This is a genomic window from Aeromicrobium ginsengisoli, assembly GCF_004134905.2.
Taxonomy (GTDB): domain Bacteria; phylum Actinomycetota; class Actinomycetes; order Propionibacteriales; family Nocardioidaceae; genus Aeromicrobium; species Aeromicrobium ginsengisoli.
In genome coordinates, this window is record NZ_SDPQ02000003.1 from 673,429 (window position 1) to 688,947 (window position 15,519).

Below are 15,519 nucleotides of genomic sequence, written 5' to 3' on the forward strand. Positions count from 1 at the left end.
CTGACAGGACACTTCCGTGACTGAGACGACACCTCCCGAGCACGACCGGATCGAAGCGGTCGAGCTGCAGGACGAGATGCAGCGCTCCTACATCGACTACGCGATGAGCGTCATCGTCTCGCGTGCACTCCCGGACGTACGCGATGGGCTCAAGCCGGTGCACCGCCGCGTGCTCTACGCGATGTTCGACGGCGGCTACCGCCCCGACCGCGGCTTCTCCAAGTGCTCACGCATCGTCGGTGACGTGATGGGTCAGTACCACCCGCACGGCGACACCGCGATCTACGACACCCTCGTACGTCTGGCGCAGCCGTGGGTCATGCGCGCACCGATGATCGACGGGCAGGGCAACTTCGGCTCGCCGGGCGACGATGGCGCGGCCGCGATGCGCTACACCGAGTGCCGGCTCGCGCCGATCGCCATGGAGATGGTGCGTGACATCGACAAGAACACCGTCGACTTCCGCCCCAACTACGACGGCCGCTCGCAGGAGCCGACGGTCCTGCCGTCCCGAATCCCCAACCTGCTGGTCAACGGCTCGGCGGGCATCGCGGTCGGCATGGCGACCAACATCCCGCCGCACAACCTGCGTGAGGTCGCCGACGGCGCCCAGTGGGCGCTGGCCAACCCCGACGCCACCAAGGAAGAGCTGCTCGAGGCCCTCATCGAGCGGGTCAAGGGTCCGGACTTCCCGTCCGACGCGCTGATCGTCGGCACCAAGGGCATCGAGGACATGTATCGCACGGGCCGCGGCTCGATCATGATGCGCGCGATCGTGTCGATCGAGGAGGACACCAAGGGGCGCATCCAGCTCGTCGTGACGGGCCTGCCCTACCAGGTCAACCCCGACAACCTCATGCGCAAGATCGCCGACCTGGTCAACGCCGGTCGCATCCAGGGCATCTCCGACCTGCGCGACGAGTCGTCGTCGCGCGTCGGCCGCCGCATCGTGATCGAGATCCGCAAGGACGCGATCGCCCGGGTCGTGCTCAACAACCTTTACAAGCACACCGAGCTGCAGACCAACTTCAGCGCCAACATGCTGGCACTGGTCGACGAGGTGCCGCGCACCCTGACGCTCGACGGCTTCGTCAGCAACTGGATCAACCACCAGATCGAAGTCATTCAGCGCCGCACCCAGTACCTCCTCGACGAGGCCGAGGCGTCCGCCCACATCTTGCGCGGTCTGGCCAAGGCGCTCGACGCGCTCGACGAGGTCATCGCCCTGATCCGCCGTAGCCCCACGGTCGAGGAGGCCCGCGACGGCCTCATCAGCCTGCTCGACATCGACGAGCTCCAGGCCCGCGCGATCCTCGACATGCAGCTGCGGCGCCTGGCTGCCCTCGAGCGCCAGAAGATCATCGACAACCTCGCCGAGCTCGAGCTCAAGATCGCCGACTTCAAGGACATTCTGGCCAAGCCGGAGCGTCAGCGGCAGATCGTGTCCGACGAGCTCTCCGAGATCGTCGACAAGTACGGCGAGGATCGTCGGTCGCACATCATCCCGGCCGACGGCGACCTGTCCGACGAGGACCTGATCCCCGACGAGGAGGTCGTGGTCACGATCACCAAGGGCGGCTACGCCAAGCGCACCAAGACCGACCTCTACCGCGTGCAGAACCGCGGCGGCAAGGGCGTACGCGGTGCGGCCCTGCGGGGTGACGACCTCGTCGAGCACATGTTCGCCACGACGAGCCACCACTGGATCCTGTTCTTCACGACGGCCGGCCGGGTCTACCGCGCCAAGGCCTACCAGCTGCCCGAGGCCGGGCGCGACGCCAAGGGTGGACACGTCGCCGGGCTCCTGTCGTTCCAGCCCGACGAGGAGATCGCGCAGGTCCTGGCGATCCGCGACTACGAGCAGGCGCCCTACCTGGTCCTCGCGACCAAGAAGGGCCTGGTCAAGAAGACCCGACTGGGTGACTACAACAGCCCGCGTCAGGCCGGCGTCATCGCGATCAACTTCCGCGACGAGGACGACGAACTGATCGGCGCCGAGCTGGTCACCCCCGAGGACGACCTGATCCTCATCTCGCGCAAGGCGCAGGCGATCCGCTTCCGCGCCGACGACGAGCAGCTGCGACCCATGGGTCGGGCGACGTCCGGCGTCACGGGCATGAAGTTCCGCGAGGCCGACTCGATGCTCTCGATGTCGGTCATCCGACGCTCCGCCGGCGCGCTGGAGTCCGAGGATGTGCCCGAGGAGGACCAGCTCTATGTCTTCACGGTCACGGACGGGGGCTTCGCCAAGAAGACCCCGGTCGAGCAGTACCGCCTGCAGGGTCGCGGCGGTCTGGGCATCAAGGCCATGCAGATCACCGAGAACCGTGGAGAGCTCGTCGGTGGTCTCGTCCTCGTCGACACTGACGACGTCATCTCCGTGACGGCCACCGGTCAGGTCACCCGGAGCCTCGTCTCGGGGGTCAATCCGACAGGGCGTGGCACGATGGGTGTGAGCTTCGTGAAGTTCAAGGGGGATGACCGGGTCGTGACCATCGCGCGCAACACCGAGCTCCCGCAGGACGAGGCGCAGGCCGAAGAGACGTCGACCGACGAGGACCAGGATCAGTGACCGAAGACGACAAGCAGGACCCGACCTCCGCGCCGGGCTCCAGCGCGGCAGACGCGGCGCCGACGCAGGAGGTCCCCCGGATCCCCAAACCGGCCAAGCGGGCGCCGGCCAAGAAGTCGGCGGCCACGAGCAACGGGTCGTCGAGTGGACCGCAGACCGACAAGGGCCGCCCTCGTCCCACCCCGCCGCCGGCACCGGTGTCCGACTCCTCCGACGAGGACGACGACACCTCGTCGGACAGTCGGCCGTTGACCGCGGCGGACTACGCCCGTACGACCAACCAGTCACCGTCGAGCACCGCGGTCATCCCCGCGGTCAAGGACAAGGTCGAGACTCCGCCCGAGCGGACCACCACCACCTCGGGAGCGACACTCAGCCCGGCGCCGGAGTCGGGCTCCAAGAAGGAGCGGCGCGCGAGCCTGCGACTGACGCACATCGAGCCGTGGTCGGTCACCCGCATGGCGTTTGCGATCTCGGTCGCGATGATGATCGTGGCGGTCGTCGCGGTGTCGATCTTCTGGGTCGTCATGGAGGCGACGGGGGTCTGGGACCAGATCAATGGCAGCGTCACCTCGGTGCTGAGCGACGACTCGACGAGCTTCAACATCACCGACTATCTCGGCTTCTGGCGCATGGTGGGCCTGACCCTCGTGCTGTCGGCGATCAACGTCATCCTGACCACGGCCTTGGCCACGATCGGTGCCCATCTCTACAACCTTGCGGCGCAGCTCCTGGGTGGCGTGGAGGTCACGTTCGCCGAAGAGCACTAAGACCCCTCCCCGTTTTGGGAGACCGGCAGGCGGTGCGGTAAAGTTCACCGCTGTTGCGGGCGTATAGCTCAGCTTGGTTAGAGCGCATCCCTGATAAGGATGAGGTCCGAGGTTCAAGTCCTCGTACGCCCACTCGCACAGGAGGTTCCATGAAGAAGATCATCGCCCTCGGGCTCGCTGCGGCCGGTGTCTTCTGGGCCCTGTCGAAGTCGAAGAGCAAGCCGGCCGACACGTGGGCGGCTGCCAGCGACAAGGTCTGATCCCGGACCAGCACGACCACGGGGCCGTGGCGCAATTGGTAGCGCACCTGCTTTGCAAGCAGGGGGTTAGGGGTTCGAGTCCCCTCGGCTCCACTGAATGAGATTGGCCCTTCCACCGTAACCATGGTGGGAGGGCCTTCGTCATTCAGTGAACAAGCGAGCGACTCGAGTCTGCCCCATCAGCGCCCCTCCGCCATCACCCCGCAGACGTACCGCCGGACCAGCAGCGGGTACGTTCGGTGTGAGCCAGGCCATACGAGGGAGTTCGCATGCCGCAGACCGTACGAGGAGTAGTAGCCCGCGCCAAAGGGGCGCCGGTGACCGTCGAGAACATCGTGATCCCCGACCCCGGACCCGGGGAGGCGATCGTCGACATCGCTGCGTGCGGGGTGTGCCACACCGATCTGCACTATCGCGAGGGCGGCATCAACGACGAGTTCCCGTTCCTGCTGGGCCACGAGGCGGCCGGGGTGGTCGAGTCGGTCGGCGAGGGCGTGACGGATGTGGCTCCGGGTGACTTCGTGGTGCTCAACTGGCGCGCCGTCTGCGGTCGGTGTCGCGCATGTCTGCGAGGTCGCCCTTGGTACTGCTTCGACACGCACAACGCGAGCCAGAAGATGACTCTCGAGGACGGCACCGAGCTCTCGCCTGCGCTGGGCATCGGCGCGTTCGCCGACAAGACGCTGGTCGCAGCCGGGCAGTGCACCAAGGTCGACCCGACCGCGTCACCGGCGGCGGTCGGCCTGCTGGGGTGCGGCGTCATGGCCGGGCTCGGCGCGGCGATCAACACCGGCAACGTGCAACGAGGCGACTCCGTCGCCGTCATCGGTTGCGGAGGCGTCGGCAGCGCCGCCATCGCGGGAGCGCGCCTGGCCAATGCCGCCACGATCATCGCGATCGACCTCGACGACCGCAAGCTCGAATGGGCCAAGGGCATGGGGGCGACCCACACGATCAACGCCGGCGCCGGAGATGTCGTGGAGGCGATCCAGGCACTCACCGGTGGCCACGGCGCCGACGTCGTGATCGACGCGGTGGGACGCCCCGAGACGTGGAAGCAGGCGTTCTACGGACGCGACCTTGCCGGCACGGTCGTCCTCGTCGGCGTCCCGACTCCGGAGATGCAGCTGGAGATCCCGCTGCTCGACGTGTTCGGCCGCGGCGGCTCGCTCAAGTCGTCCTGGTACGGCGACTGCCTGCCGAGCCGCGACTTCCCGATGCTCGTCGACCTCTATCAGCAGGGCCGACTCGACCTCGATGCGTTCGTGACCGAGACGATCGGCATCGATGACGTCGAGGCCGCGTTCGCCAGGATGCACGAGGGTGGCGTCCTGCGATCCGTCGTGGAGCTCTGACATGACCGCGAGGATCGAGAAGGTCGTCACGTCGGGCCAGTTCACGCTCGACGGCGGCAGCTCGGACGTCGACAACAATGTCTGGCTGGTCGGGGACGACGCCGAGGTCATCGTGATCGACGCCCCGCACGATGCCGGCGCGATCCTCGGCGCGATTGATGGGCGTACGGTGCTGGCCATCGTCCTGACCCACGGGCACAACGACCACATCAACGCGGCCGTCGAGCTCGGGCGACTCACCGGCGCCGAGGTCTGGTTCCCGCCCGCCGACCGCATGTTGTGGGACGCCGAGCACGACACCCCACCCGACCGCGAGCTGCACACCGGCGCGACCTTCACCGTCGCCGGCACGGTCCTTCGGGCCGTGCCGACCCCGGGGCACACTCCCGGCAGCACCTGCTTGTACGCCGAGGAGCTCGGCGCGGTCTTCACCGGCGACACGCTGTTCGCCGGCGGACCCGGTGCGACCGGCCGGTCCTACTCGGACTTCGACACGATCATCGACTCGATCCGTGATCGGCTCCTGGCCCTGCCGGCAGCCACGGTCGTGCACACCGGGCACGGCGACGACACCACGATTGGCGCCGAGGCTCCGCACCTCGACGCATGGATCGCGCGAGGTAGCTGAGCCGGTCATCCTCAGCTGAGTCGGCGCCAGAGCACGAGCGCAGCGACTGCGGCGACCCCGATGAGAGCGACGATGCCGGCGCGCTTCTTGCCGGCATCCGCCATGGCCGCGAGCGCATCCACGGTCTCTCCGAGGTGCGCCCGGGTCTCCTGGATGTCGTGCTCGAGCGCGGTCATGACGCGGCTCCGCGACGCGCGGCGGCGACATCGGCCTTGACGCTCGCGACGCGCTCCTTCGGAGGCTCCGCGACCCGACTGACCCGCATCTTGCCGACCAGGCCGGCGAGACCGGCGAGGACGAACAACCCGCCACCGACGATCAGGGCGGCGAGCCACGCGTCGAGCACCTCGGCGATCCCGAGAATGCCCGCAGCGATGAGGGCGCCAAGGCCGTACAGGGCCATGGTGCCGGCCATGCCGAACATGCCGGCGCCGACCCCGAGACGCTTGCCGCTCGTCGCCAGGTCATGCTTGGCGAGCTGGAGCTCGTTGCGAATGAGGGTCGAGATGTCGTCGGTCGCCTGGGCGATCAGCTCACCGGTGGAGGCCTCGGACGTGGGCGTACGCGACGCCGTCACGACTGGCCCTGTCGGCTGGCATCGGCAATCCGCGATCCGCCGGGGACCGGCGGCGGCCCGATGACCTCGTCGCCGGGCTGGTAGTTGTCCGACGCCGGATCGATGTCGTGCCCGTGCATCTTGTCGGCGATCTTGGACTTCGCCTCACCGGCGACGTCGGCGACCTTCGAGCCGACTTTGCTGCCCATCTCGGACCCGGCCTGCTTCGCCTGGGTCTGGACGTCGTCGACGGCGCTTTGGACTGTGGGGTTGTTCCAGGCCTTGGTCGCCTGGCGCTTGATCTGTTCATAACGCTCACGCCCGGCGCGAGCACCGAGAACGTACCCGGCGGCGCCGATCACGAGCACTGTCAGCTTCTTCACGTTGACCACTCCTTCAGGGCGGGCTTACCCCGTTGGGCGGTGGTCACACATGAGGGAAGGGGCGCCGGGGAGGCCCTTCCTCCCCGGCGCCCGTGGTTTCAGGCGGCGGGACGGAGCTTGATCGTCACGGATCGTCCGCTCCGGCGGGCGGTCTCGTGTGACTCGGCGAGCTGCTCGCGGGCGAGGTCGCGGAGCTCAGCCATCTGCGGCGTGACCTCGGCGAGGGTCAGCTCGGTCTCGATGACGTCGAGGTCGAGGCCCCAGACGTCCTCGAGCACCCGACGCATCCAGCCTGTCGCGTGGTCCCAGCCCTCGCGAGGTGTGCCGGCGCCGTAGCCACCCCCGCGAGCCGTCACGAGGAAGGCCGGCTTCCCGGTGACCGTACTCTGGCCGACGCTCAGCCGCGGGTCCGTGGCGACGAGGTCGTACCACGCCTTGAAATGCTGGGAGACGCCGAAGTTGTAGAGCGGAACAGCGAAGACCAGCACGTCAGCCGAGACAACCTCGTCCGCAAGTGCTGCAGCGTCCTGGATCGCGGCGACCTGCTCAGGCGTGCGCTGCTCCTCCGGGGTGTAGCCCGCGAAGGCGGCGAGCGGCCACAGTGTCGGATCGATCGGGTTGCTGCCGAGATCGCGGCGAACGACAGCCGGACTGCCGAGCTCCTCGGCAATGGTCTCCTCCAGTGTGTCGGCGACGGCCCGCGTGACCGAGCCGTCCTGACGGATGCTGGCGTCGAGTCGGAAGATCGTGCTCATGGGTAGCTCCTGTGGCTAGATAGTCTGTTCTACAGATCATATTACACGACGATCATCGGTCAACATGATGATCGCCACAAGAGCGCACTCGCTACACTGGGGCCATGACCGAGACGGCTGAGACGACGACGGAGCAGGACTCCATCGACTTCGGCCAGGCCCTCGGCAGCATCCTGCGGAACTACCTCGACAAGGCGCGCGACGCGATCAGTGACCTGCCGGGCGGTCCTCGCGGCTTCCAGGTCATGTCGGTCGCCAACGGTGACGACTGCAGCAACCAGGCGACGATCGCCACCAGTCTCGGCATCGATCGCACGGTCATGACCTACCTGGTCGACGACCTTGAAAAGGCCGGACTCGTGACGCGACGCCCAGACCCGGCTGACCGTCGCGCCCGCCAGGTCGTGCTGACGGCCAAGGGCGCCAAGGCCCTGGCCGCAGCGTCTGAGCGGATCGCCCAGGTCGAACGCACCGTGCTCGGCAACCTCTCCGACACTGACGCCGACCTGTTCCGCCAGCTCCTCGTACGCGTTGCCGCCGCGGGGCCGGTCGTCGACGCGTGCGACGTCCCTGGCGTCGCGGAGTGCTAGTCCCGCCTCGGCGGCCCTGACCCCATCGCCCAGCGGATCGCCTCCGTGATCGCGACGCCGCTGGTACGCACGGCAGTGGCCTCGACGATCGGCAGGTAGGGCAGCCGCAGTGGCCATCGCGTCCAGCGCGGCATCATGCCGACCGCAGCCGCCGACAGCAGTCCGTACGGCGCACGCAACGTGAGCGGCACGGGCGGATGGACGAGGATGAATCGCGCCGCTCGGCGGGCGGCCGGAGTGCCCTCGAGCTCGGGCCGGTAGTCGGCCAGCACCTGCTCGAGCTCGGCCACCGTCTCTGGCACGTCAGCGGCACCGAGGGCGCGAGCCACGTGTGCCGTCTGGCTGATGTACGCATCGCGGCCCGAGGCATCGAGCGGCTTTGCGCCGTAGCGATCGTGGGCGCGCAGGAAGCTGTCGATCTCGGCCACGTGCACCCAGCGGACCAGGTGCGGGTCGGAGGCGGCGTACGCCCGGCCGTCGGGCGCGACGCCGCGCACGCGCTCGTGCACTGCACGGACGATCGCCACGGCCCGGTCGGCATCCTCGATCGTCCCGAACGTCGTCTCGGCGAGGAACGTGCTCGTGCGTTGCAGACGCCCCCACGGATCGCCGCGGAATCCCGAGTGCGCATCGACCGCGGCCATCGCAAGGGGGTGCATCGACTGCAGCAGCAGCGCGCGGATCCCGCCGACGAACATCGACGCGTCGGAGTGCACGCGGTAGATCGCCGAGCCCGGCTCGAACCGACGCGGCCCGTCGGAGAAGTGGATGCGGTCACGCCGCGCCGGGCCCTCGTCGCCGGCGACGCGGGAGAAGATCGTCTCGCCCACGCGTCGGCGCACGGACTCGAGCGGGTTCATGGCTCGACCGTACGCGCGAACGCGTGAACCGGCTCGCTCAGGAGATGTCGGTCAGCAAGTGCCCGCGCGCTTCGCGGCGGCGACGCTGCTCCTCGGGATCCGGAACCGGCACCGCAGCGATGAGCCGCTTGGTGTAGTCCTCCTGCGGGTTGCCGAGCACCTGCTCGCGCGGTCCGATCTCGACGAGCGCTCCGTTCTGCATCACCGCGACGCGGTTGGCGAGCGTGTCCACGACGGCGAGGTCGTGGCTGATGAACAGGCAGGCGAACTGCAGCCGCTGCTGGAGCTCGGTGAACAGCTCGAGCACGCGTGCCTGAACCGACACGTCGAGGGCCGAGGTCGGCTCGTCCGCGATGAGCAGGTCCGGGTCGAGCGCCAGGGCACGAGCCAGGCTCACCCGCTGACGCTGACCACCTGAGAGCTCGTGCGGGAACCGCCCGACGTAGGAGCCACCGAGCTCGACGCTGTCGAGCAGTGACCTGACCTTGGCGTCGATCTCGGACTGCGTCATCTCGGTCTGAACGTGCAGTGGCTCGGCAACGCACTGGCCGATCGACATGCGCGGGTTGAGCGACGAGGCCGGGTCCTGGAACACGAACCCGAAGCGGGAGCGCAGTGGCCGGAGCTGACGGTCGGAGAGGCCCGAGACCTGGTTGCCCGAGACGTGGATCGTTCCGCTCGTCGGCTGCTGCAGGCCCACGGTCGTACGCCCGATGGTCGACTTGCCCGAGCCGGACTCGCCGACCAGGCCGAGGACCTCGCCCTTGCGGATCTCGAGCGACACGTGGTCGACGGCGCGGAAGGCCGGCTGACCGAGGCCGCCGGGGAACTCGACGACGAGGTCCTCGACCTTGAGCACCAGCTCGTTCTCGTCGACCAGGCCCGGGCCGTTCTCGCGACCGAGGTGCGGGACGGCGTCGAGGAGGGCACGCGTGTAGGGGTGCTTGGGCTGGGCGAACAGCTGCCCGGCCGGTGCCTGCTCGACGATGTTGCCGCGATACATCACGACGACGCGGTCGGCCATGTCGGCGACGACGCCCATGTTGTGCGTGATCAGCACGATCGCGGTGCCGAGCCGATCTCGCAGCGACAGCAGCAGCTCGAGGATCGCGGCCTGGACCGTGACGTCGAGGGCCGTCGTCGGCTCGTCGGCGATGATGACGTCGGGGTCACAGGCGATCGCCATCGCGATGACGACGCGCTGCTTCTGTCCGCCGGACAGCTGGTGCGGGTAGTAGTCGACGCGGTGCTCGGGATCGGGCATGCCGACCAGGTCGAGCAGCTCGATCGCTCGCTTGCGGGCGTCCTTCTTGGAGATGTCGCGGTGCGCCTGGATGCCCTCGATGATCTGCCAGCCGACCGAGTAGACCGGGTTGAGCGCGGTCGACGGCTCCTGGAACACCATCGAGACCTGGTCGCCGCGGATCGGCCGGATGTCACTGTTGGACATGCCGAGGAGCTCGCGGTCACCGAGGCGGGCCGAGCCGGTGACCGCGGCGGTCGACGGCAGCAGGCCGAGGACGGCGCGGGAGCTGACGGACTTGCCGGAGCCGGACTCGCCGACGACGGCGACGACCTCGCCCGGGGCGACGTCGAACGAGATGCCGTTGACCGCGTGGATCTGGCCGGCGTCCGTGCGGAACGTGACCGCCAGGTCGGACAGCGACAGGGCCGCGACCCGCTTCTCGCTGGTCTCGGTGTCGCGGACCTCCACCGACGGCTCGATGTCACCGGTGAGCTCCTCGAACTCAGCGGTGATCTCCTTCTCGTCCGCCGACGTCGTCTCGGCGCCGCGGGTGCGCAGCAGCGGGTTGAGGATGTCGTTGAGGCTCTCGCCGACGAGCGTCACGCCGAGCACGATCAGGACGATCGCGCTGCCGGGGAAGATGCTGGTCCACCAGATGCCGTTGGACGCGTCGGGCAGCGCCTTGTTGAGGTCGAAGCCCCACTCCGCCGCGGCGGACGGCTCGATGCCGAAGCCGAGGAAGCCGAGGCCGGCGAGGGTCAGGATCGCCTCGGACGCGTTGAGCGTGCCGATGACCGGCAGGTTCTGCGCGACGTTGGAGAAGATGTGCCTGCCGAGGATGCGCGGCGTGCGTACGCCCACGACCCGGGCCGAGTCGACATACGGCTCGACCTTGACCGCGAGGGTGGCGCTGCGGATCACGCGGTAGTACTGGGGCACGAAGACCACCGTGATCGATATCGCGGCGGCGAGGATGCCGCCGACGGCACCGCTGGCACCTCCGGTCAGCACGATCGACACGACGATGGCGAGCAGCAGGGACGGGAACGCGTAGAGGGCGTCCATGATCAGGACGAGCACCCGGTCGAGCCAGCCGCCGAGGTAGCCGGACAGCAGACCGAGCGGAACGCCGACCAGGCTCGACAGCACGACCGCGAGGATGATGACCTCGAGCGCGGTGCGGGTGCCGTAGATGACGCGGGACAGCACGTCGGTGCCGCCCACCGTCGTACCGAACCAGTGGTCGGCCGATGGGGCCTGCTGGGTGCCGAAGAGGACGCCGCCGGAACGGTCGTCGTTGAAGCCGTAGGGGGCGAGCAGCGGCGCGAAGATCGCGATGATCACGAACGCGGCGATGATCGCGAAGCCGAGCAGCAGCATGAACCGCTGCAGGCCATGGGACTGGCGTACGACAGCTGGGACGGCTCTCGACAAGCTCAAGCGGCGGGTAGGCATCAGAACCTCACTCGGGGGTCGACGAGGGCGACGATGGCATCGATCAGCAGGCTCGCCACGCAGACGATCACGGCGATCGCGGTGACGATGCCCTGGACCGCGAGGAAGTCGCGAGCCTTGAGGTACTGGGTCAGCTCGTAGCCGATGCCCTTCCACTCGAACGTCGTCTCGGTCAGCACCGCGCCGGCCAGGAGCAGCGCGATCTGCATGCCCATGACCGTGACGACCGGGACGAGCGCGTTGCGGAACGCGTGCTTGCGCACGACTCTCCGCTCGGAGACTCCGCGGGCTCTCGCCGCCGTGACGTAGTCCATGCGCAGCGTCTGCAGGAGGTTGATGCGCACGAGCCGCAGGAAGACGCCGCCGGTCAGCAGGCCCAGCGCGGTGGCAGGCAGGACGGCGTGCTGGAGGACCTCGAGGATGATCTTCGGGTCTCCCCACAGCAGCGCGTCGACGATCATGATGTTGGTGTGCGGGTGGACGTTGTCCAGCGTCAGCTCGGTCTGGGTCGAGGCGCGCCCCGACGACGGCCAGCCGAACGGTGTGAACGCGAGCTTGAGCAGCAGGCCGACGAAGAACACCGGCGCGGCGTAGATGAGGATCGCAAAGAGGCGGAGGATGACGTCGGGCAGCCGGTCGCGGTAGCGCGCGGCGAGCCGGCCCAGCGGAATGCCGATGCCGAAGGCCACGATGAGCGCCCAGAACGACAGCTCGAGCGTCGCTGCGCCGTACTCGGTGATGATGCCGGAGATCTGCCGGTGATCGGTCAGGGTCGTGCCGAAGTCGCCGTGGAGCAGGCCGGTGATGTACTCCCAGTACTGGGTCAGCATCGGACGGTCGAGGCCGGCGGCGTGCTTGCGCTCGGCGATCTGCTCGGCGTTGAGGCGGCCACCCTGGGCGGCCGTCACGGGATCGCCGATGACGCGCATCAGCAGGAACACCATCGTGACGAGCACCCAGAGCATCGGGATGATCAGGGCGACGCGCACCAGCATGTAGCGGGCCAGGGGGTTGAGCGGGCCGCGCCTCCTGCGGGAGGGATCGGCGGGCGTCGGCTCGTGTGGCGCGAGGACTTCGGCGGTCATGAGTTCCTCAATTTCGGTTCTGAGAGGGTCGGGTCCCTTCGACAGGCTCAAGGACCGTAGACGACAACATACGGAAGGGGCGGGTCCAATGGACCCGCCCCTTCAACGTGGTTACTTCGACAGCGAGGTGAAGCGGAACTTGAACGCGGGGTCGAGAGTCTCCTCGACGCCCTTGACGTCCTTGCCCGACACCGCGACCTGTGCGCCGGTCAGCAGCGGCAGGATCGGCACCTGGTCGGCGACCAGGTCCTGGATCTGCTTGAGCGTCGCGACACGCGAGGTCTTGTCGGGGTCGGTGGCCTCGGACTTCAGCAGCTTCGTCATCTCGGGTACGGGGTTGTCCTTGTCCGAGAAGTTGTAGTGCGACTGCAGGAAGTTGTTCGGCGCGAAGAACGGCGTCACATAGTTGTCAGCGTCCGGGAAGTCCGGGAACCAGCCGAGCTGGAACATCGGGTAGGCATCCTTGACGCGCTCCTCGGAGTACGTGACGTACTCCGTGGACTGCAGGTCGACCTTGAACAGGCCGGTGTCCTCGAGCTGACGCTTGACCATGTTGTACTCCTCGGTCGACGAGGAGCCGTAGTGGTCGGTGTTGTACTGCAGCTTGAGCGTGACCGGGGTCTTGACGCCGGCGTCGTCGAGGAACTTCTTGGCCTCGGCCTTGTCGGGCTTGTCGCCGTACTTGTCCTTGAACGGCTCGGTGGCGCCGACCTGGCCCTGCGGGACGGCCGAGTAGGCCGGCGTGTAGGTGCCCTTGTAGACCTGCGTCGAGAGCTCGTCGCGGTCGAGCGAGGACGCCATCGCCTTGCGGATCGCGAGCTTCTGGTCGGCGTTGTCGCCGGGCATCGTCTTCATGTTGAACACGATGTAGCGCAGCTCGCCACCGGCGCCCTTGTGCACCTTGACCTTGTCGTCCTTGCCGAGGCTGTCGATGTCGGTCGGGGTCAGCGAACGCCAGGCGACGTCGATCTTGCCGTTCTGGACGTCGAGCTTGAGGTTGTTGGCGTCGGCGTACGTCGTCAGCGTGATCGTCTTGGTCTTCGGCTTGTTGTAGGCCCCGTCGTAGTCGGGGTTGGCCTTGAACTCGGCGATCTGGCCCTTGGTGTACTTGCCGATCGTGTAGGGACCCGAGAAGCCCTGCGCCTTGACCGCGGCGTCATCGTCCAGGACCTTGTCGGCGGGGTAGGTCTCCTCGTCGACGATCGGCCCGGCGGAGGTGACGAGCACCTGGCCGAACGTCTGGTCGTTGGGCGAGTTGAGGGTGAAGACGACGGTCTTGTCGTCCTTGGCCTCGACCGACTTCATGTTGCCCAGCAGCGAGGCCGGACCGTTGGGGTCGTTGATCTTGACGATGCGCTTGAACGAGAACGCGACATCGGACGCCGTCAGGGCGTGACCGTTGGCGAACTTCAGTCCGGGCTTGATCGTGCAGACGTACTCGGTCGGCTGCGCGAAGTCACACTTCGACGCAGCGTCCGGCGTCAGCGTCGTGCTGCCGGCCGGGAAGTTGAGGAGGTACTGGTAGACCTGCGTCTGCACCGTCAGCGACCCGTTGTCGTACGAGCCGGCCGGGTCGATCGAGACCACCTTGTCGGTCGTGCCGACGACGAGGTTCGAGCCGCCGGCATCCTTGTTGTCGTCGTCCTTGCTTTGTCCACACGCGGCCAGCGCCATGCCGGCCAGTGCGGTAACCGCGATGATCGCGGTTCCGCGACGAAAGTTCATCTTGCTCTCCTACGGTCGAGCCGCGACCCGTGGCCGCGGCGGGATTGTCCACATGATGGGACCGAGCCTTTCCGCACGCTACACGCGCCCGTGGTGGCTGTGCCGACCTGTCAGATTGCATTTTGGTTACCTATGCGGCGGGCATGGCGGCACCACCGGCGAAAGTAAAGCCAGGGCGGGCCCGGGCTGCGATCGAGTCGACGTGGTGAACAGTCGACGCGTGAGGATCGGGAGGGATATTTGGGAGTTCCTCCGCGCCAGCCCGCGGGAGGGAGATCCCTGCGGCTGTTAGGGCCCAGCCCTGACGTACTTATCGTTCCGTATGCGTCCATCCCCCGTCAGGGACCTAAGTCCTGCATGCGGCTGCCGTTCGGCAGCCCTCCGCCCCGAAATGACTAGACGTTTGTAGTCATGTCGACTGATTTCGCAGGAAATCCTGGTCCCAACGGATGAATTCTGCGGATCGCGTCAGGAATTCGTGACAACCATCCCTTCCGAGTCGTTAGTGTGCCGAGCGGGAAGGGGATCCCATGCACGTTCGGCATGCGGCTCTTGCCGATGCACCCTCGGGGCGACTTCCACGCGCCTCGACGCCAACGGCCGCAGTGGATCCGCAGTGATCAGGGTCTTCGTGCTCGACGATCACGAGGTCGTGCGCCGTGGGCTGAAGGACCTGCTGGAGGACGAGGGCGACATCGAGGTCGTCGGTGAAGCCGCTCTGGCAGCAGACGCGTTGCTCCGCATCCCGGCTGTCACTCCTGACGTCGCGGTGCTCGACGCGACCCTCCCGGACGGTTCGGGCGTCGACGTGTGCCGGACCATCCGGGATGCGCACCCCGAGATCGCTGTCGTGATCCTGAGCGCACATGACGACGACGAGATGCTGTTCGCGGCGATCGCGGCCGGCGCGGCGGGCTACCTGCTCAAGCGCGCGCGGGGTGCCGAGCTCGTCGAGGCGGTGCGACAGGTGGCCGGTGGGCAGTCGCTCCTCGATCCGGTCGCGACGCAGAAGGTGCTGGCAAGGATCAGGGACGGCGAACCGGCTGCCGACCCACTCGACCTGCTGACCCCGCAGGAGAGTCGCATCCTCGACCTCATCGGCGAGGGCATGACGAACCGGCAGATCGCGGCCGAGATGTTCCTTGCGGAGAAGACGGTCAAGAACTACGTCTCACAGCTCCTGGCGAAGCTCGGGCTCAAGCGGCGTACCCAGGCCGCCGTCCTCGCCGCGAGACGCAAGCAGTCGTAGGTCGGCGGCCCGGGCGGCCAGATACCCTTG

14 protein-coding genes and 2 tRNA genes are annotated in these 15,519 nt (G+C 67.7%); 8 read left to right on the plus strand and 8 right to left on the minus strand.

The genetic code is table 11. From position 1 onward, the window contains the following. Positions 1 to 16: 16 nt before the first annotated feature. From gyrA to ESP70_RS16460, 6 genes are all read left to right on the plus strand, one after another. Positions 17 to 2,572, plus strand: a complete 2,556-nt coding sequence (gene gyrA / locus ESP70_RS16435; protein WP_149690380.1) for a DNA gyrase subunit A — start codon at positions 17 to 19, stop codon at positions 2,570 to 2,572. Continuing rightward, a complete protein-coding gene (locus tag ESP70_RS16440; RefSeq protein ID WP_246162066.1) occupies positions 2,569 to 3,342 on the plus strand; it encodes a DUF3566 domain-containing protein in 774 nt (257 codons plus the stop codon). Before gyrA ends, ESP70_RS16440 begins: the two co-directional genes overlap by 4 nt. 57 nt (positions 3,343 to 3,399) lie before the next feature. Then, positions 3,400 to 3,474, plus strand: a tRNA-Ile gene (locus ESP70_RS16445). Between the two features lie 148 nt (positions 3,475 to 3,622). Continuing rightward, a tRNA-Ala gene (locus ESP70_RS16450) sits at positions 3,623 to 3,695 on the plus strand. Between the two features lie 176 nt (positions 3,696 to 3,871). Then, the gene (locus ESP70_RS16455) at positions 3,872 to 4,957 is read left to right on the plus strand and encodes an S-(hydroxymethyl)mycothiol dehydrogenase (protein ID WP_149690381.1); all 1,086 of its coding nucleotides are present in this window, start codon (positions 3,872 to 3,874) and stop codon (positions 4,955 to 4,957) included. A gap of 1 nt (position 4,958) precedes the next feature. Continuing rightward, the gene (locus ESP70_RS16460; protein ID WP_149690382.1) at positions 4,959 to 5,585 is read left to right on the plus strand and encodes an MBL fold metallo-hydrolase; all 627 of its coding nucleotides are present in this window, start codon (positions 4,959 to 4,961) and stop codon (positions 5,583 to 5,585) included. Between the two features lie 11 nt (positions 5,586 to 5,596). Here the strand turns inward: ESP70_RS16460 and ESP70_RS16465 are convergent, their stop codons facing one another. The 4 genes from ESP70_RS16465 to ESP70_RS16480 form a co-directional block, all read right to left on the minus strand. Next, positions 5,597 to 5,761 (minus strand): DUF3618 domain-containing protein, encoded by a 165-nt coding sequence (locus tag ESP70_RS16465; protein WP_149690383.1) that lies wholly within the window; start codon positions 5,759 to 5,761, stop codon positions 5,597 to 5,599. Further along, the gene (locus tag ESP70_RS16470) at positions 5,758 to 6,162 is read right to left on the minus strand and encodes a phage holin family protein (protein ID WP_149690384.1); all 405 of its coding nucleotides are present in this window, start codon (positions 6,160 to 6,162) and stop codon (positions 5,758 to 5,760) included. The genes ESP70_RS16465 and ESP70_RS16470 overlap by 4 nt, the downstream gene beginning before the upstream one ends. Then, positions 6,159 to 6,524 carry a YtxH domain-containing protein gene (locus ESP70_RS16475; RefSeq protein ID WP_149690385.1) on the minus strand — a complete coding sequence of 122 codons (366 nt, stop codon included), beginning with the start codon at positions 6,522 to 6,524 and terminating at the stop codon, positions 6,159 to 6,161. Before ESP70_RS16475 ends, ESP70_RS16470 begins: the two co-directional genes overlap by 4 nt. Before the next feature lie 98 nt (positions 6,525 to 6,622). Continuing rightward, positions 6,623 to 7,279 carry an FMN-dependent NADH-azoreductase gene (locus ESP70_RS16480; RefSeq protein ID WP_149690386.1) on the minus strand — a complete coding sequence of 219 codons (657 nt, stop codon included), beginning with the start codon at positions 7,277 to 7,279 and terminating at the stop codon, positions 6,623 to 6,625. Between the two features lie 104 nt (positions 7,280 to 7,383). Here ESP70_RS16480 and ESP70_RS16485 point away from each other — a divergent pair, with 104 nt between their 5' ends. Continuing rightward, positions 7,384 to 7,869, plus strand: coding sequence for a MarR family winged helix-turn-helix transcriptional regulator (locus ESP70_RS16485; protein ID WP_149690387.1), 486 nt, complete (start codon positions 7,384 to 7,386; stop codon positions 7,867 to 7,869). On the opposite strand, the gene ESP70_RS16490 is transcribed toward ESP70_RS16485, so the two are convergent. The 4 genes from ESP70_RS16490 to ESP70_RS16505 form a co-directional block, all read right to left on the minus strand. Further along, the gene (locus ESP70_RS16490) at positions 7,866 to 8,729 is read right to left on the minus strand and encodes an oxygenase MpaB family protein (protein ID WP_149690388.1); all 864 of its coding nucleotides are present in this window, start codon (positions 8,727 to 8,729) and stop codon (positions 7,866 to 7,868) included. The genes ESP70_RS16485 and ESP70_RS16490 overlap by 4 nt on opposite strands. Before the next feature lie 37 nt (positions 8,730 to 8,766). Continuing rightward, positions 8,767 to 11,430 (minus strand): ABC transporter ATP-binding protein/permease, encoded by a 2,664-nt coding sequence (locus ESP70_RS20580; RefSeq protein ID WP_149690389.1) that lies wholly within the window; start codon positions 11,428 to 11,430, stop codon positions 8,767 to 8,769. Beyond that, positions 11,430 to 12,515 carry an ABC transporter permease gene (locus ESP70_RS16500; RefSeq protein ID WP_149690390.1) on the minus strand — a complete coding sequence of 362 codons (1,086 nt, stop codon included), beginning with the start codon at positions 12,513 to 12,515 and terminating at the stop codon, positions 11,430 to 11,432. The genes ESP70_RS20580 and ESP70_RS16500 overlap by 1 nt, the downstream gene beginning before the upstream one ends. Positions 12,516 to 12,626: 111 nt before the next feature. Next, on the minus strand, positions 12,627 to 14,240 hold the full coding sequence (locus ESP70_RS16505; RefSeq protein WP_149690391.1) for an ABC transporter substrate-binding protein: 1,614 nt from the start codon (positions 14,238 to 14,240) through the stop codon (positions 12,627 to 12,629). A 616-nt stretch (positions 14,241 to 14,856) separates the two neighbouring features. Between ESP70_RS16505 and ESP70_RS16510 the strand changes: the two genes are divergently transcribed. After that, positions 14,857 to 15,489: a response regulator gene (locus ESP70_RS16510; RefSeq protein ID WP_149690392.1), complete on the plus strand. Its 633-nt coding sequence runs from the start codon at positions 14,857 to 14,859 to the stop codon at positions 15,487 to 15,489. Positions 15,490 to 15,519: the final 30 nt, after the last annotated feature.